Origin of the sequence: Niallia sp. FSL W8-0954, from assembly GCF_038005605.1 — a bacterium.
In the GTDB taxonomy this organism is placed as follows: domain Bacteria; phylum Bacillota; class Bacilli; order Bacillales; family Cytobacillaceae; genus Niallia; species Niallia circulans_A.
Genome location: NZ_JBBOTN010000001.1, coordinates 1,779,406 through 1,796,350, shown reverse-complemented (window position 1 = coordinate 1,796,350; position 16,945 = coordinate 1,779,406). Strand labels below are relative to the sequence as shown.

At 34.2% G+C, this 16,945-nt stretch carries 17 protein-coding genes; 7 read left to right on the top strand and 10 right to left on the bottom strand.

Annotated elements, in window-relative coordinates:
• Complete coding sequence (locus NX902_RS08730; protein ID WP_095328995.1) at positions 1-891, top strand: glycine betaine ABC transporter substrate-binding protein; 891 nt, start codon at positions 1-3, stop codon at positions 889-891.
• A 47-nt stretch (positions 892-938) separates the two neighbouring features.
• On the opposite strand, the gene NX902_RS08725 is transcribed toward NX902_RS08730, so the two are convergent.
• Positions 939-2,453, bottom strand: coding sequence for a flotillin family protein (locus NX902_RS08725; RefSeq protein ID WP_095328994.1), 1,515 nt, complete (start codon positions 2,451-2,453; stop codon positions 939-941).
• Between the two features lie 27 nt (positions 2,454-2,480).
• Positions 2,481-3,002, bottom strand: coding sequence for a hypothetical protein (locus NX902_RS08720; RefSeq protein ID WP_341160688.1), 522 nt, complete (start codon positions 3,000-3,002; stop codon positions 2,481-2,483).
• A 365-nt stretch (positions 3,003-3,367) separates the two neighbouring features.
• On the opposite strand from NX902_RS08720, the gene NX902_RS08715 reads away from it, so the two are divergent.
• Entirely contained in the window at positions 3,368-3,688 is a 321-nt protein-coding gene (locus tag NX902_RS08715; protein ID WP_095329003.1) for a hypothetical protein, read from the top strand.
• A 139-nt stretch (positions 3,689-3,827) separates the two neighbouring features.
• On the opposite strand, the gene NX902_RS08710 is transcribed toward NX902_RS08715, so the two are convergent.
• The 5 genes from NX902_RS08710 to NX902_RS08690 all read right to left on the bottom strand — a co-directional run bounded on the left by NX902_RS08710 (position 3,828) and on the right by NX902_RS08690 (position 8,684).
• On the bottom strand, positions 3,828-4,601 hold the full coding sequence (locus tag NX902_RS08710; protein WP_249878793.1) for a Cof-type HAD-IIB family hydrolase: 774 nt from the start codon (positions 4,599-4,601) through the stop codon (positions 3,828-3,830).
• A 16-nt stretch (positions 4,602-4,617) separates the two neighbouring features.
• Entirely contained in the window at positions 4,618-5,406 is a 789-nt protein-coding gene (locus tag NX902_RS08705; RefSeq protein WP_341160687.1) for an ABC transporter ATP-binding protein, read from the bottom strand.
• A gap of 297 nt (positions 5,407-5,703) precedes the next feature.
• Complete coding sequence (locus tag NX902_RS08700; RefSeq protein ID WP_016200885.1) at positions 5,704-5,970, bottom strand: phosphocarrier protein HPr; 267 nt, start codon at positions 5,968-5,970, stop codon at positions 5,704-5,706.
• A 146-nt stretch (positions 5,971-6,116) separates the two neighbouring features.
• Entirely contained in the window at positions 6,117-6,848 is a 732-nt protein-coding gene (locus tag NX902_RS08695) for a gamma-glutamyl-gamma-aminobutyrate hydrolase family protein (RefSeq protein WP_095328990.1), read from the bottom strand.
• Positions 6,849-7,037: 189 nt separating this feature from the next.
• Entirely contained in the window at positions 7,038-8,684 is a 1,647-nt protein-coding gene (locus tag NX902_RS08690; protein ID WP_164463604.1) for a bifunctional metallophosphatase/5'-nucleotidase, read from the bottom strand.
• Between the two features lie 199 nt (positions 8,685-8,883).
• Between NX902_RS08690 and NX902_RS08685 the strand changes: the two genes are divergently transcribed.
• From NX902_RS08685 to NX902_RS08665, 5 genes are all read left to right on the top strand, one after another.
• Positions 8,884-9,804, top strand: a complete 921-nt coding sequence (locus NX902_RS08685; RefSeq protein ID WP_123257381.1) for a phosphate/phosphite/phosphonate ABC transporter substrate-binding protein — start codon at positions 8,884-8,886, stop codon at positions 9,802-9,804.
• A gap of 154 nt (positions 9,805-9,958) precedes the next feature.
• On the top strand, positions 9,959-10,729 hold the full coding sequence (gene phnC, locus NX902_RS08680; protein ID WP_095328988.1) for a phosphonate ABC transporter ATP-binding protein: 771 nt from the start codon (positions 9,959-9,961) through the stop codon (positions 10,727-10,729).
• Positions 10,726-11,529: a phosphonate ABC transporter, permease protein PhnE gene (gene phnE / locus NX902_RS08675; protein ID WP_095328987.1), complete on the top strand. Its 804-nt coding sequence runs from the start codon at positions 10,726-10,728 to the stop codon at positions 11,527-11,529. Before phnC ends, phnE (NX902_RS08675) begins: the two co-directional genes overlap by 4 nt.
• Positions 11,526-12,329: a phosphonate ABC transporter, permease protein PhnE gene (gene phnE, locus NX902_RS08670; RefSeq protein WP_095328986.1), complete on the top strand. Its 804-nt coding sequence runs from the start codon at positions 11,526-11,528 to the stop codon at positions 12,327-12,329. Before phnE (NX902_RS08675) ends, phnE (NX902_RS08670) begins: the two co-directional genes overlap by 4 nt.
• A gap of 142 nt (positions 12,330-12,471) precedes the next feature.
• The gene (locus NX902_RS08665) at positions 12,472-13,434 is read left to right on the top strand and encodes a D-2-hydroxyacid dehydrogenase (protein ID WP_163188201.1); all 963 of its coding nucleotides are present in this window, start codon (positions 12,472-12,474) and stop codon (positions 13,432-13,434) included.
• Between the two features lie 48 nt (positions 13,435-13,482).
• Here the strand turns inward: NX902_RS08665 and NX902_RS08660 are convergent, their stop codons facing one another.
• The 3 genes from NX902_RS08660 to NX902_RS08650 form a co-directional block, all read right to left on the bottom strand.
• Positions 13,483-14,331 carry a metal ABC transporter permease gene (locus NX902_RS08660; RefSeq protein WP_163188204.1) on the bottom strand — a complete coding sequence of 283 codons (849 nt, stop codon included), beginning with the start codon at positions 14,329-14,331 and terminating at the stop codon, positions 13,483-13,485.
• On the bottom strand, positions 14,268-14,984 hold the full coding sequence (locus tag NX902_RS08655; RefSeq protein ID WP_047942923.1) for a metal ABC transporter ATP-binding protein: 717 nt from the start codon (positions 14,982-14,984) through the stop codon (positions 14,268-14,270). Before NX902_RS08655 ends, NX902_RS08660 begins: the two co-directional genes overlap by 64 nt.
• Positions 14,985-15,637: 653 nt before the next feature.
• Positions 15,638-16,924, bottom strand: a complete 1,287-nt coding sequence (locus NX902_RS08650; RefSeq protein WP_163188206.1) for a C40 family peptidase — start codon at positions 16,922-16,924, stop codon at positions 15,638-15,640.
• Positions 16,925-16,945 lie beyond the last annotated feature (21 nt).

Genomic DNA, 16,945 nt, shown 5'->3' with positions numbered 1-16,945 from the left:
ATGAAAAAAATGACTAGTTTATTAGGAGCAATCACTCTTACCTTAGGGTTAGCTGCCTGTGGTTCTAACAGCGCAGACGATCCGAATGCCACAATTGGTGAAAAAGTTGATTATGAAATTATCGGTATCGATCCTGGTGCAGGTATAATGAAAGCAGCTAATAAGGCGATTAGCGACTATGACTTAAAGGATTGGAAATTGGTAGAAGGTTCAAGCGCAGCAATGACGGCTACTCTAAAAAAAGCGTATGACAAAAAAGAACCAATTATCATAACAGGCTGGACTCCACATTGGATGTTCACTGCATATGATTTAAAATACTTGGAAGATCCAAAGGGCTCTTTTGGTGAAAATGAGAATATTCATTCCATTGCGCGTAACGGATTAAAAGAAGATATGCCTGAAGCATATCAGGTACTAGATAATTTCCACTGGACAACAGATGACATGGGTGTTGTTATGATGGATATCTATGATGGCGAAGATCCTGAAAAAGCCGCTGAAAAATGGATAAAAGATAACGCTGATAAAGTTAGTGAATGGACAAAAGGCGTGAGCAAAGTAGACGGAGACAAAATTAAAATCGGTTATGTAGCATGGGATAGTGAAATTGCAAGTACCAATGTTATCGGCAAAGTTTTAACAGATTTAGGTTATAAGGTAACATTAAGTCAAGTTGAAGCAGGTCCAATGTGGACTGGTGTAGCAGATGGCAGCCTAGATGCACATATTGCAGGTTGGTTACCAATTACGCATGAAGATTATGCAAACAAATTCAAAGGTCAATTCGAAGACCTAGGACCTAACTTAGAAGGAACAAAACTAGGTCTTGTTGTACCAAGCTATATGAAAGATATTAATTCAATTGAAGATTTAAAAGAAAAAGAGTAACACCAAAAGACTCATCTGAAATTTATTTCAGATGAGTCTTTTTTTCTTTATTCTGTTTTATTACTTAAATTATCATTTAACTCATTAATACTCTGACGAATATTTCCTTTGCCTGATAAATTTTCAAGTAATTCTTTTACATCGATTCCAGCAGATGCCTTTAATGATTCTTGCATTGTTGACATTAAGTTTGTTGCATAGCCTGTCACTTTATTTGCTCCACCGTTGCTGCCATCACTTCCAGTATCCACAACCGTAATCTTATCGATATTAGCTAATGGACTAGCCACTTGTTTTGCGTATTCAGGTAACATATCAAGTACCATATCCAAGATTGCCGCTTGACCATATTGTGCATATGCTTCGGCAATTTTGCGTTTTGCTTCCGCTTCAGCCAAACCTTTTAAGCGGATAATTTCTGCTTCTGTTTCCCCTTTTGCTTTTTCTGCTTCCGCTTTTGCTAAACCATCTACTCGCACTTTTTCTGCTTCCGCTTTTGCTTGTGATTCAATTCGATATTGGTTCGCATCCGCTTCGGCAATTTCACGGCGTTTATTCGCTTCGGCAGCCTGCTCCATTGCATAACGATCTGCATCTGCTTTCTTTTTAACCTCTGAATCATACTGCTTTTCTCTTCTTAAAATCTCTTTTTCTTCCAACTCAATTTGTTTCTGTCTTTCAATGATCTTAATTTGCATTTCTTGCTCAGTAACTTCTTGCTTAGATCGAGCGCTTTCTAAATCATATGCTTGGTCAGCACGTGCTTTTGCAACATCTTGCTCTCTTCTATAATCAGCAATTTTCATTTGATTTTCTTTTTCTGCTTCGGCAATCTCTGTTGCTCTTTCTAATTCTGCCTTTTTAGCATCTTTATCTGCTTCGGCTTTTTTGATTCTTGTTTCTTTATCTGCCTCAGCTGTTGCGATATCTGCATCGCGTTTAACTTGGGCAATTCTTGGTTTACCAAGCGATTCTAAGTATCCGTTTTTATCTCTGACATCTTTAATCGTGAAGGATACAATGACTAGACCCATTTTTGCTAAGTCATGAGAAGCAACCCTTTGGACCTCTTGCGAAAACTTATCTCGATTTTTATAAATTTCTTCGACTGTCATACTACCTAAAATAGAGCGTAAATGGCCTTCTAATACTTCTCTTGCTTCATTTTCACGATCTTGTTTTGTTTTTCCTAGAAACTGTTCAGCTGCAGTGGCAATTTCACCAATAGAACCACCAATTTTAATAATAGCTGTGCCGTCTGCCATAACTGGAACGCCTTGTTCTGTATATACTTCTGGTGTTGAAACATCTAATTTACTAGATAATAAACTCAGAGGTTCTGATTGCTGGAAAACCGGGAGAATAAATGTCCCTCCGCCCCTAATAATTTTAATTTTATTTCCTGATTCATCGACATGAACATTTTTAGAACCTAAATAACTACCTGTTACAATTAGTGCTTCATCTGGTCCTGCAGTCTTATATTTCGCCATAAAAATACTAATAAGTGCGATTAATAAAAATGCTACAATTCCTATTACAATATAAATCTCAATTGCCATTCATTTTTCCTCCTTTTGTTTGCTTTACTATATGCCATCCTTGCGAACAACATAAGCAACATTTTCTTTAATTTCTACTATAACCGTTTCTTCGCCAAATCCAATTTCTTCGTTATAAAAGCTTGCTGCAGTTTTTGAGATATTTCCACTGATGCTTTCGATCAATATTTCTCCATAGCCATCCTGCGGAATTGCTGTAATGACTTTGCCAATTCTTCCCTTAAGTGATTCATCGCTATAAACTAATGATTCTTCTGCATTAGCAAGAGGAATAAAAACAAAAAAGTGTAAGCAGCTAGAAATAATAAGTGCGATTATTGCTGAAATGGAAAGAATAATGAAGCTATTGATAGAAGAATACTTCTCCATAAGATAACCACTTGCTGATAATATCGTAAAAAAAGCAAGGATTAAAGTAGGATTAAATACACCCACGTCTCCACCAAATAAGTCTGATAGTAATAAGGTTAATATGACACATATTCCCGAACCAATTAAAACAGTTAAATAAATGGAGGGAAGATCAAAGCCGAATAATTCCATACACATCATTCACTTTCTAAAAATTTAATTTTGTTATGTATTCACTAAAATCAGACCTCCTTCATTTTAGTACTTACCATACATACGACTTAGACGAAGAAAGGTTTCAGGAATTTTTAGAAAAAATCTAAATTATACTTATATTGTATGAACTGGCATACAGAAATAAAGAACTAATACCCTTTTTTAGCATCAGCTTATCAAGCATGCAAAAAAATCATTCTTCCATTAATATTTCGTCATCTTTAAGAATTTGTTTCATATCATAGTTTAAGGGGAATTTCATCTATATCAACGAAATATTTTGTATATACCATTGTTACCGTTTGAGCAATAAAACTTTATGAAAAGGTGATATTGTGGAAGAGCATATGAAACGTACAGATAAACATGAGGAAATTGAAAATAAAAATAGGATAGGTAAAAAAGTGATGTATTTTTTAGGCTCTATCTTACTGCTTACCACAATTTTCGGAGGTTATATATTTTCAGATAGATATTTTGCTAGTGAGCCCAAAACAGGAACAGAAGAATATGGAGACAAAGTAGTCATTACCTTGCCAAACGGAAAAAAAGTATTTACTTATGAAAATCTAATTGTAGAAGAGGATGGCAAACTTCTTTATAAAGGAGAACGTAATACAATCGATTTATCAGGAGGAGTTGTTGTCTATGAAAACTGGGAAGACTAATCAAACTTATTTTTATGGAATATCGTCATCAATCTCTCTCTTACAACCAAATAGGATAGTACTAAAAAGCTGCCAAAAAAAATGATCAATATTTGGCAGCTTCTTTATATATGTATCTTCTCTTTTTTCTGATCAAAAGTTAAAGGAGGCTTATTTTTTGTAATCCGTAAGCTAGTCCCCCATCATCTACATGCTTTGTAACAAATTTTGCATATGGCTTAATATCTTTATGGGCATTCCCCATAGCTATTCCCATTCCTACATACGAAAGCATTTCTTTATCATTTAATCCATCTCCAAATGCTACAGCTTCCTTTGGATCGATATTTAGTATGTTTAAAATTTGTGCAATCCCAGCTGCTTTTGACCCACCTGTTGGAATAACATCCATGGATAAAGGATGCCAACGAACAAAATGTATATTGGAAAACGCTTCTTCATATACCTTTTCTTCGCTTTCCTCACAAAAAAGCAAGCATTGATAGATATCAGCTTCCTTCCAAAAATCTTTTCGATAAGAAGGTGCCTTTAATTTTAATGATTGAAATGATTCAATAATATGTGCATGCTCCTTATGATTAGCGCAGCCTTCCTTGCTCCCTTGAAAAACGATTGGATGATTATTTTTTAAGGCAGTATTTTCTAGCATTTCTAGTGTCTCCATTGGGATTGGTTTTTTATAAACTTCCTCTTTTTCATGGACAACATATGAGCCATTAAAAGAAATAAAAGACGATAAACCAAGCTCCTCTAAAATATGAGAAAAGAAATAAGGTGCTCTTCCAGTTGCTAAAACAATTGGGATATTCCGCTTCTTTAATTCCTTAATGGCTGCTTTCGCGTCACTAGGAATTTGTTTCTCTTCATTTACTAATGTACCATCAATATCAATAAATACAATTTTATATGCCAAAATTCTTTCTCCTTTATTATTTCTTTATTAATGAGCTACTTCTGGCTAATAGTGGTCTTTCATTATTCCAAATGACTTCTACCGGTAACGAAAAAAAGCTGCTCATGTTCTTGCTGGTTAATACTTCCTTTGTATATCCTGAGATAAATTCCCCTCCCTTTTTCAACAGAAAGGTATGGGAAAACACTGGTAATATTTCCTCAACATGATGTGTAACGTAAATGATGCTACTATTTTCAGATACCAAACTAGAAATGGTATCTAATAATTGTTCTCTTGCTAAAAAATCTAAGCCTGTAGCAGGTTCATCTAAAATAATTAGTTCGGGATTTACCATTAGCGCTCTTCCGATTAATACTCTTTGTCTCTCTCCTTGTGATAAACTACTATATGGTCTATCTGCATAATCCAAGCTACCTAGCTTCTCCATTATTTCAATTGCCCTGTTTCTAATTTCCGTTGTTGGTGACTCATATAATCCAATCGAAGCATATGCGCCGCTAAGTACAATTTCAAATGCGCTATCTGACGCATATAAATTTTGTTGTAGCCGGTTGGATACTAGTCCAATCTTTCGCCTTAGCGCTCCTCCTAACTCTGACTTCCCAAACTCTTTTCCTAATACTTCCATTTTCCCAACTGTCGGATGATAATACGCACAAATCATATTTAACAAAGCTGTCTTTCCGGCCCCATTTAGACCATACAGAATCCAATTTTCTCCTTTTTTAATCTCCCAATTAATATTTTTCAGTATCCACTGACCATTTCTTTTTAAGCCAACCTCTTCTATTTTAACAACCATACTAATCCCCCTATCTCCTCTACATTTTACTAAAAATTCATATAATTTGTACAGAATGAGGAATCAAAGAAATTTGTATTTTTCATTGCTCATATTACAAAGAAGAAAGATAATGAAAAAGACTTGACCCTTAATCAAAATAGATTTCATTCTGATTAAGGGTCAAATCTTTATGTGGTACATACATTAAATTAATAACCCCATATTCAGTTACCACCGAAGGTGTAAACGCTTTAATTTGATGACAAAAAAATAACTGGAGATAGACCCTCATAAATGAGGGTCATAGGTAAAAAATTAACCAACTAATCCTTCTTTTTTAAGGACAGCTTCTACACCATCAACTGCTTCTACTTCATCTTCACCAGTTGCAGAAATAGTAATTTCTCCACCTTTAGGTACACCTAGTGACATTACGCCCATAATAGACTTTAAGTTCACAGATTTCCCTTTGAAAGAGATTTGCATATCTGATTTGAACTTGCTAGCAGTGCTAACTAATAATGTTGCTGGTCTTGCATGAATACCAGTTTCATCAATTACTGTAAATGTTTTTTCGCTCATTGTTATACCTCCAAAGAAAAAATTGTCTTACCCTACTATTTTAGCTGATTTTAGGACTTAATACTAACTTTTTTTTTCATCTTTTTCAGTTTTAAGCTTTCTATTTGTGTAACTCTCGATATTTTTTCATTTATTAGACAAATTTTCTACCCCATTACCCTCTGCTTTTTTACACTTTTTATGAATTCTCTAAAAATCTGATTCATTTTATCATTAGTAGACGCCATTGATTCTGGATGCCATTGAATCCCTAGTAAAAAGTTAGGATAGCTCTTATGCTCAACAGCTTCTATTACACCATCGCTACTAGTGGCAACTATTTCTAAGCCTGCTGCTAAACCATCAATAGCTTGATGATGAAGGCTATTTACTCTTGTTTTTGTTTCGCCAATTATATTTGCTAACTTACTTTTTTCTTCAATAGAAATAAAATGGGTGTCTAAATTTCTATTCACAGATTGAGTATGTTTAATACTATCTTTTATTTGCGAAGGAATATCTTGTATTAATGTTCCTCCTAAAGCAACATTTAAAATTTGAATTCCTCTACAAATTGCAAGTATTGGTTTATTCGTTTCCATCGCCCTTTTAATTATTTGTATTTCCACTTTATCACGCAAAATAATGGTGTCCCCTATATTTTGATGTGGATCTTCTCCAAATAAACTCGGATCTACATCCTCTCCTCCACTCAAAATCACAGCATCACAAAGATCCACCATTTCTCTTGCCAGGTCCTCCTCTACAAACGGCAAGATAACTGGCAATCCTCCATTGACTGCAACGGATTTTTGATAATCATGATGCACATATGTGCCTTCCATAAATTTATTTTTAAATACGTATGCACCTGTTATCCCTATTACCGGTTTACTCAACGCTCTCCATCCCCTGACACTATTTAATTTTTTCAATATTAACAATATTAAAAAGGAAATAAAAGAGCTTGTCAATTAACTTTCTATAAATAAAAGCAGAAAAAACAGCTACATAACGATCATCGGTCTACCGTTTTAGCTGTTTTTATCGTTTATGTTATTGTTATAAGTGTAAATAGTATCTTCCTCTTACCAAATGACTTTCCAATTATGATTACAAGTCGCAGGTACGACCTTTCTCTCCATAATATAATTAGCTATTAATTCAGAAGCGTCAAATTGAATTTCACGGATAACAGGCTTATTTTTGAACATAAAGAAATCTCCACCGCCTCCTGCTCGATAATTATTCATTACTACTTCATATACACCTTCCTCGTCTATTGGCGCCCCCTCAAAATCTAACTGAACAACTCTCTGTCCAATTGGCTTAGTTAGATCGAGTGTGTATTCAATTCCTTCCCACATATCGTAGTTGTAGTGCTGGGGTTTAGGATAAACAAACGAAGGATTGACAATCGGCTCTCCCTCGTCATTTAAAGCAAAATATTTTGCACTTTGTTCGAGCGCACGACGAATATCCTTTCCAGTTAGAGCAAGCACTTTAAATGTATTAGGATAAATATAATTGGATACAATATCTCTCATTGTTACATTGGGCTTAAATCCCGGTGATTCGTTATTAAAAAGTGCAGTATTACTGATTTTCACTTGCGCTGCATCCATTTGTACTTTATTAATAAATTCGATAAGCGCGCTGTCCTTTAAGCGAATTTGCATCGGATCTGTTACTAACATTTCCCCATCAATATAGCCAATCGGCGTATCTAACCATTCCTGTGTCCATTCCTCATTTTCCTTTACTAATAATAGAATATCCTCATCAGCTTCTACTTCAGCAACAGATAATAGTTCAGAGCTTTTCTCGATTACTTCGCCTTTATCATCTAGTAATAATGTTATTTTTCCTACATACTTTCCATTATTGCTTGGTTGAATAATTTCTGTTCCATTGATATTACCGGTTAATTCTCTATGTTGATGCCCTGTTAAAAGTACATCTACCCCGTCAATTTGTTTACAAATGGTATATCCTTGATTCTCTCTAGTCAATACTTCGGATGGCTCACCAGTTTCAGGATCCCTTTCAAATCCTCCATGATAAGAGATAACAAGAACATCTGGCTGCTCTTCCTTCTTAATCAGCTCTACCCATTCTTTTGCACTGTCATATGCATCATTAAATTGCAGTCCTCTGATATTCTGAGGATTTTCCCAATTGGGAATGTAATGGGTTGTTATACCTAGAATAGCAATCTTAAAACCATTTATTCTCTTAATTACATAAGGAATTCCTAAAAATGGTGTTTTCGTTTTTACATCGACAATATTTGCAGACAACCAAGGGAAATTTGATTCCTTTACTGCGGATTTTAAAATATCTAAGCCATAATTAAATTCATGATTTCCAATAACAGCTGCATCATACTTTAATTCATTTAATATCGTTATCATTGGATTTTTTTTATCTGCTAAAAAATTCGCATAATGGTAGGTTAACGGCGTGCCCTGTATTAAATCACCATTATCAATTACAATGGTATGTACATTCTTTGCTCTTTCATTCCTTATTATAGAAGCAATTTTACCAAGACCAACATCTGCAGGGGCATTATTCCCATAATTCAATGGAAAAACATTTCCATGTACATCACTTGTTAATAATATAGTTACTTCTGTATTCAAGATTTCATCTCCAGTATCTAAATTTCCAATTTTTACGAATAAAGTAGTATAATCGAAGCTGCGTTTTATTCCTCCATTAAGCAAGTTCATTATAACAAGTTCATTCTACCTTAACTACCTATAATTTCTTTTCTTTCTCCTCTAACTCTCTTTTTCTTAAACCTATTAAAAGTTTTTTAGTACTTCTTTACAATAAATTTGCAATTCTTAACATTATTCCCACTTTAATTATGACAAATCTATTATATATTTTTACAAGTAACACATTAATAACTTCGGAGGTCTAAAAATGTTAAAAAAATTTGCTACGCTCGGACTTTCCCTTGCTTTAACTGCAGGGATACTATCAGCTTGTGGATCGGAAGAAAAAACTACAAGCAATACAGATGGATATGACCCAAAGGAATTAACAGTACAATTCGTGCCATCTTCTAATGCAGATACTTTAGAAGCAAAAGCTAAACCGTTGGAAGGTTTACTATCTAAAGAGCTAGGGATACCTGTTAAAGTGAGTGTTTCTACTAACTATAACACGATTATCGAAGCAATGGATTCACAGAAAATTGATGTTGGTTTTTTACCTCCTACAGCATATGTCCTTGCCCATGATAAAGGTTCTGCTGATGTTATTCTGCAAGCACAACGCTTTGGAATTAACGACGATGGCAGTGAAAATGATGAATTAGTAGATTTTTATAAAAGCCTTTTTATTGTGAAGGCAGATTCTGATATTAAAACAGTAGCTGATTTAAAAGGGAAAAAAATCGCAACGCAAGATGTTACCTCATCTGCTGGTTATGTTTGGCCTGTTGGTAAACTAATGGAAAATGATATTAATGTTCCTGGAGATGTTGAAACAGTTACGGTCAAAGGACATGACCAAGCCGTTATTGCTCTATTAAATGGTGATGTTGATGCGGCTGTCATCTTCCAAGATGCTCGTAATATTGTGAAAGCAGATTACCCAACTGTTTTTGAAGATACAAAAGTACTTGAGTATACAGAAGATATTCCAAATGACACAATCTCTGTTCGCTCTGATATGAGTGATAAATGGAGAAAGAAACTTCAAGAAGCTTTCATTGCAATAGGAAAAAGTGAGGAAGGACATCAAATCATTCGAGATATCTATACACATGAAGGATATGTCGTATCAGATGATAGTAAATTTGATATCGTCCGTGAATATAACGAAAAAGTAGCAGAATAATATTTTTTGCCAACCATTTAAATTTTAAATGGTTGACTTTTTTCTAGTAAGTGTCGGATTATTATATCTTTATTCCGACTTTTACTAGAAAAAAGAAGTCTCTCTATATAAATCTGATTTCTTTTTCAATTTTTATTAGAAAGTTGGTAAAAAATTGATAGAGTTTAAAAAAGTAACTAAAATTTATCCAAATGGAACTAAAGGATTAAATGACATTAATATTACGATTAACAAAGGAGAATTTGTTGTCATTGTTGGTCTTTCTGGCGCAGGAAAATCTACTTTCCTCCGCTCCATTAACCGGCTTCATGAAATAAGCGCAGGAAATATTGTCATTAATGGTCAATCTATTACCGCAGCGAAGGGTTCTGAATTAAGAAAAATACGTAGAAATATCGGAATGATTTTTCAAAATTTTAATCTTATCAAGCGTTCAACTGTTCTTCGCAATGTACTATCCGGCCGGGTTGGTTATCACGGTACCTTAAGAACTATTCTAGGCTTTTTCCCGAAACAGGATATAGATCTTTGTCTTCTGGCATTAGATCGAGTCAATATATTGGAAAAGGTATATTCGCGTGCAGATGAACTCTCTGGAGGCCAGCAGCAGCGTGTTTCAATTGCACGCGCATTAGCACAAGAAGCAGAAATCATCTTAGCAGACGAGCCAGTAGCTTCTCTTGATCCTTTAACTACTAAACAAGTTATGGATGATTTGAAACGAATTAATGTAGAAGATGGTATTACAACCATCGTCAATTTGCACTTCATTGACCTTGCTCGGCAATATGCGACACGAATTATTGGTCTTCGTGCAGGTGAGGTAGTATTTGACGGCCCCGTAGAAGAGGCGACCGATGAAGTGTTTAAAATAATATATGGACGTGAAATAAAAAAAGATGAATTACTAGGGGAATCGATATGAATGAGAAAGCAATAAAACAACCCTTATTAAATAGGCCCACTCCTCCAGCGAAAAACAAATTGATACTAACCATCTTGCTTCTTCTTGTTTTATTATGGTGGAGCGCTTATAAAACAGATGCGAGCCTTACCGAATTAATTCAAGGCTTTCCCAATATATTTGATGTACTCTTACAAATGGTTCCACCAGATTGGAAATATTTCCAAAAAATTATGGAACCATTATTAGTGACAATACGAATGGCCGTAATCGGAACTACTTTTGGCGCTATAATAGCCATTCCTCTTGCTATTTTTTGCGCTAGTAATATTGTACGCTCCGCATTTATTTTTTATCCATTTCGAATGATCTTAAATTTGATTAGAACTATTCCGGACCTATTACTTGCTTCCATCTTTGTTGCTATATTCGGGATTGGATCATTGCCAGGAATTATCGCACTAATTATTTTCTCTATTGGGTTGATCGCAAAGCTTTTATATGAAGCGATTGAATCTATTGATTCTGGCCCCCTAGAAGGAATGACTGCTGTAGGTGCTAACAAAATACAATGGATTTTTTTTGGTATTGTTCCTCAGGTTACTGCTTCTTTTACTTCCTATGTATTATATACATTTGAGGTAAATGTACGTGCAGCAGCAATACTAGGATTAGTTGGTGCCGGTGGAATTGGTGAATATTATGATCGCACACTTAATTTTTTACAATATGATAGAGCTTCTTCTATTATCATTCTTACTTTACTAGTTGTTTTAATTATCGATTATTGTAGTACAAAACTACGGGAGAAACTGTTATGAGTGAAACAATAAAAACAATCACAAAGCCAAAAAAGAAATCTTTTAGAAATATTACCCTATTCGTCTTGTTAATCCTTATATATATATGGGCTTTTTCTGATATACCGGTTACTTCCATTAAGGATAGTTCAGCACAGATTTCTCAGGCCATCTTCACAGGCATTTTTCATCCAGATTGGGAATATGTATATTTGCCAGATGGCGAGGATTTATTACGTGGTCTGCTTGATACATTAGCAATTGCCATATTAGGTACCTTTATATCAGCATTTCTTTGTATTCCCTTTGCATTCTGGGCTGCTAATAATATGAGCAAAGGAAAAACAATCGCGAGCACAGGGAAGTTTGTATTAAGTTTCGTACGGACATTTCCTGAAATTATCATGGCTATTTTATTTATTAAAGCAGTTGGTCCTGGATCATTTGCTGGAATACTAGCATTAGGGCTACATTCCATAGGGATGTTAGGAAAATTATTTTCAGAAGAAATTGAAAATCTAGATATGGGACCAACAGAGAGCTTGCTAGCAGCCGGTGGTACAAGATTGCAAGTCTTATGGTTTGCAGTATTGCCGCAGGTTCTACCTGGTTTTTTATCCTATACCTTATATCGATTTGAGATAAATATTCGTTCTGCTGCCATTTTAGGTGTTATCGGTGCAGGAGGGATTGGAACACCACTTATTTTCGCACTCAGTACAAGAGATTGGGATCGAGTTGGTATCATCCTATTAGGGATTATTGTCATGGTAACCATAATTGATATAATAAGTGGATTTCTAAGAAGAAAGATTGCCTAGAAAAAAAAGTATATTTCAAATAAACACACATCAGCATTCTTTGATGTGTGTTTATTGTAGTAAATAACAAAATAGTACAAATTATCAATATATTTGTTACAATAGAATAATAAATTTTAAAAATAAAGGAGTGTTCTCCAAAATGAAAAAAAGAAAATTATTACTTACCCATTCTCTCCATTCTTCCCTTCTGAAAAAGATACAGTCCACATTTTCTGAATGGGAAATCATTCAAGCATTAAAACAAGATGATTGGCAAAAGCATTTGATTGATTCTGAAATCATTCTTGGTTGGAGAAGTAGTTTTGATTTAAAAACTATTATGGACAACGACCAGCTCAAATGGATTCAAACTTGGAGTGCAGGTGTGAATTCCCTTCCTTTAGAACAGTTAAGAAAAAAGAATATCGTTATTACAAGTGCAAATGGCGTACATGGCTACCCTATTTCAGAAACAATTTTTGCGCTCCTACTTGGTCTAACAAGAAATATTCATACATATGTACGAAATCAGCTTGAAAGAAAATGGGATGGAACCGACATTAAATTGGAAGCACACAAAAAAACGATCGGTATTATCGGTTTAGGAGCAATTGGGCTAGAAACAGCTAAAATTGCCAAGGCATTTGATATGCATGTTATCGGAGTAAGAAATTCACGTAAGCCAACCGATTATGTAGATGCGTTATATACATCTGAAGAGCTAAACGACGTCCTTCCTCTCTGTGATTATGTAGTAGTCACACTGCCGTTAACAGACGATACATATCAACTATTCCAAAAAGAGCAATTTCAACACATGAAAAACTCCGCCTTTTTTATTAACATTGGACGTGGAGAAATAGTCAAAGAGGATGATTTGGTCATCGCTTTAAAAAACGGAGAAATTTTAGGTGCGGGCTTAGATGTTTTTGAAAATGAACCATTGCAGCAGACAAGTCCACTATGGGATTTGGAAAATGTTATTATAACTCCCCACACTTCGGGCTCTACAGAACATTACAATAGCAGAGTAATAGAAGACATTTTCCTTCTTAATGCAAAGCATTATTTAAAAGAAAAAGATCTAGCAATTAATGTTGTGGATTACCAAAAAGGTTATTAATCCTAAATATAAAAAGAGGAGTTCGCTTAAAAAGCACTCCTCTTTTTATCATCCAACCTTTTTATAATTCTTCTGACTTGTCGCACGGCGAACCATCATATAAATCCTTTGACTTAAAAAGCCTACTAGCAAAATAACTACTAATAATAGAGTAATGGTTGCACCAGGAGGCGTTCCTAAATGATAAGATGAAAACAATCCTGTAAAGATACTAACAGCTGCTACTAAAATAGCCACGATAAATACCCATTTAAAGCCTTTTACTAATTTGATGGAAAAGGCAGATGGTAATACTAACAAAGCAGAAACCAATAGCACGCCGATTGTTGGGATAATTACTGAAATAGCGATACCAGTTAAAATACTAAATGCTATGGATAACATATTGGTATTAATGCCGCTAGTTGTTGCCGTATCTTGATCAAAAGTCATAATATACATCTGTCGCGTAAAGAAAACAAAAAATAGAAGAATAATTCCAGTAACAATTGCTAATATATTTACTTGCTGTTTGCTAATCGTAATAATACTTCCGAATAAATACTGATCCATGCTTGTCGTCATTCCGCCACTAGATAAACTCATGAGAAATAAAGCGAACGATAATCCAGCAGCCATTAGAATGGCAATCGATACTTCTGAATAAGTATGATATGCTCGTCGCATATATTCAATTCCAATTGCTCCAGCCATTACAACGAGGAGACTAGAAATTGTTACATTCGTTTGAAAGAAAAAACCAATTGCCACACCTGCTAATGATATATGTGACAATGTATCTGCCATCAATGCTTGTCTCCGCAGGACTAAATAAATTCCAATGATTGGTGCAATTATTGCAATGAGCCCACCTGCCCAAAATGCTCTTTGCATGAATTCAAGCTCAAACATCTCCATCCGCCTTTTTCTCCTTTCTCAATATGAATAATTTTATCTAAATAATCTTCTACTTCATCTTGATCATGTGTTACCATAACAACTGTTCTATTATGCTCATTTACTTGATGCTTCATAAATTCATAAAAGCCTTTCCTGCTATCTGCATCCATTCCTGTAGTCGGTTCATCTAAAACCAGCAAATCAGGTTCAGACGCTAGAATACGTGCAATTACAATCTTTTGCTTTTGTCCTCCTGATAACTCTCCAATTTTCTTATTTCGATAATCCCACATTCCAACCATTTCTAATGATTTCTTGACTGCTTCATGATCTACTTCCTTTAATCTTTCATACCATTTCTTACGTTGATATCTGCCTGATCGAACAAGTTCTATTACAGTACTTGGGAAGCCAACATTAAAAGAAGAAATTTGTTGAGGAACATAACCTACTGTTAATTTTTTTCCACTCGCATTTAACTTACTTATATTCACTTCTCCTGACCATGGCTTTAGTAGACCCAATAATAACTTTAATAAGGTAGATTTACTTGCGCCATTAGGTCCTGTAATCCCAACAAACTCCCCATATTCTAATTCAAATGATACATCCTCAAGAGCAGGAACATGTTCATAACCAAATGTAATTTTTGATACTGTCGCTAGTTTCATATAGTAATTACTCCTCTCCATTTGTTTATTTATAATCTTCCTTATCCATAACGCCTCTATAATCGTTTCTCTTTAAATTCTGTTTTAAATAAAGATAGGTTAGTTTTTTTGAAATATTTTTATCAAAGCACTTATTTGTTATTTCTTCATTTATCTAGCTTTAATAACTTTTGCGATTTGTGGCAATCTATTCTTGATTTATTGATATATTTCATTCTCGGAATGTTTCATGCAAAAACAGTCATTTCGTACTCATTACGATTTAAAGGCTAAAATATTTGTTCAAATAGAAAAAATTATAATTTAAACACTAGATAAACAGTTTTCATTTCTTTCCTTCTATAATACATGACACTTAATAATAGACTTTTCCTTGTTGAGTGTCAATATAAATCCAAACGATTCCGATTAAAAATTTTATAATAAAATTGTTTATTGGTCAAGAATTACTTCTTATATACCCGATTTCCCCCATTATTATAAGGATTCCAATGATTAATCAGCCTTATTATTATTCTGCTAATATTCATAATAAAATTATGATATGATGCATAAATTTTAAATACTGGGGTATATATTAAATATAATGAATCAGAATAAAAAGCATTACTTGATGAAATTTCATCAAGTAATGCTTTATAAAAACTAAAATATTAGAATCGAACAACTCTTCCATTAAATACAGTTTTCCAATATCCACTGTCCATAGATGCTATTGCAACACCAGTAGAGCTTTGAGAACCGATGAACTTGCCTCCACCAATGTAGATTCCAACATGACCATCCGTTTTATATGTGTTAAAGAATACTAGATCGCCTGGCTGCATATCACTTGTAGATACGCGAGTTCCAGCGTTTTTCAAAGCATCTGTACTTGCAGGAATACTATATCCAGCCTGTGAATAAGCCCAGCTAACAAAACCAGAGCAATCAAATAATCCGTTTGCTACATCAGATGCTGTTCTTCCTCCACCAAATTTATAAGTAGAATTACCAATATATTTATATCCTGCTGTAATAGCTTTTGATTTACTACCACTTGCTTTTACTGTTTTCTTTGAGCCTGATGTAGTTTTGTCAGAACTTGTTTTAGATTTATTAGAACTTGCGGAAGAAGAATTATTAGAACTTCCATTATCACTAGTTCCAACTGTTGTAGCAACTAATTGATTTAAGTTTTCTTGTTCTTTTTGTTGGATCATCTTTTTAATTTGTGGTTCTACAGATTGTAATGAACCATACTTTTCTTCCAATTTAGCTTTACGTTCTTTATTGTCTGCTTCTTTTGCTTTTAAATCATTTTTTGCTTGCTCATTTTTCTTCTTTTTATCTTGATTTTGCTTTTGCATTTCTTCAAGATCTAATTTTGTATTTTTCAATTCATCATACTTTTCTTTTACTTCGTTTTGCTTCGTTTCTAAATCTTTTTTATCCGCTTCATTGCTTGCGATTAAATCTTGATCTGCTTCCATGATTGTAGCTACAGCACCTACACGGTCAACAAACTCCTTAAAGCTAGCTGCACCGAATAAGACTTCAATATAATCAACGTTTCCTCCATTTTCTTGGAAGGTACGTGCTCTTTCTTTTAATACATCATTTCTTTTTTCAATTCTATCTTCTAATTCTTTTATCTTTTTCTCAAGGGTTGCAATTTCTTTTTCTGTTGTTTCCATCTTTGTTTTTGTTTCTTCAATAAGTGCTTTATTTTCCTCGATTGCCTTATCCACTCTTTTAATTTGTGCTTCTAGTTTCTTTAATTCTTCTTGCGTTTCTACAATCTTAATTTGAGCGTCTGAAATTTGGCCTTGTAAAGATTCCTTTTGTTGAACAATGCTAGGTGATTGATTCGCATGAGCATTTATTCCTGGTACAGCTAGGCTAGTCCCTAACCCAAGTAATATCGTTGTATTTAGTACCACTAGTTTCTTTTTTAACATTTCCATTTTCCCCCTGCACTT

Bases quoted from the DNA above. Each gene is read 5' to 3' on its own strand.
- phnE (WP_095328987.1), top strand. From the start codon at position 10,726: ATGAATGAGAAAGCAATAAAACAACCCTTATTAAATAGGCCCACTCCT.
- NX902_RS08660 (WP_163188204.1), bottom strand. From the start codon at position 14,331: ATGGAGATGTTTGAGCTTGAATTCATGCAAAGAGCATTTTGGGCAGGT.
- NX902_RS08665 (WP_163188201.1), top strand. From the start codon at position 12,472: ATGAAAAAAAGAAAATTATTACTTACCCATTCTCTCCATTCTTCCCTT.
- NX902_RS08650 (WP_163188206.1), bottom strand. From the start codon at position 16,924: ATGTTAAAAAAGAAACTAGTGGTACTAAATACAACGATATTACTTGGG.
- NX902_RS08700 (WP_016200885.1), bottom strand. From the start codon at position 5,970: ATGAGCGAAAAAACATTTACAGTAATTGATGAAACTGGTATTCATGCA.
- NX902_RS08685 (WP_123257381.1), top strand. From the start codon at position 8,884: ATGTTAAAAAAATTTGCTACGCTCGGACTTTCCCTTGCTTTAACTGCA.
- phnE (WP_095328986.1), top strand. From the start codon at position 11,526: ATGAGTGAAACAATAAAAACAATCACAAAGCCAAAAAAGAAATCTTTT.
- NX902_RS08730 (WP_095328995.1), top strand. From the start codon at position 1: ATGAAAAAAATGACTAGTTTATTAGGAGCAATCACTCTTACCTTAGGG.
- NX902_RS08720 (WP_341160688.1), bottom strand. From the start codon at position 3,002: ATGTGTATGGAATTATTCGGCTTTGATCTTCCCTCCATTTATTTAACT.
- NX902_RS08690 (WP_164463604.1), bottom strand. From the start codon at position 8,684: ATGAACTTGCTTAATGGAGGAATAAAACGCAGCTTCGATTATACTACT.
- NX902_RS08725 (WP_095328994.1), bottom strand. From the start codon at position 2,453: ATGGCAATTGAGATTTATATTGTAATAGGAATTGTAGCATTTTTATTA.
- NX902_RS08715 (WP_095329003.1), top strand. From the start codon at position 3,368: ATGAAACGTACAGATAAACATGAGGAAATTGAAAATAAAAATAGGATA.
- NX902_RS08655 (WP_047942923.1), bottom strand. From the start codon at position 14,984: ATGAAACTAGCGACAGTATCAAAAATTACATTTGGTTATGAACATGTT.
- NX902_RS08705 (WP_341160687.1), bottom strand. From the start codon at position 5,406: ATGGTTGTTAAAATAGAAGAGGTTGGCTTAAAAAGAAATGGTCAGTGG.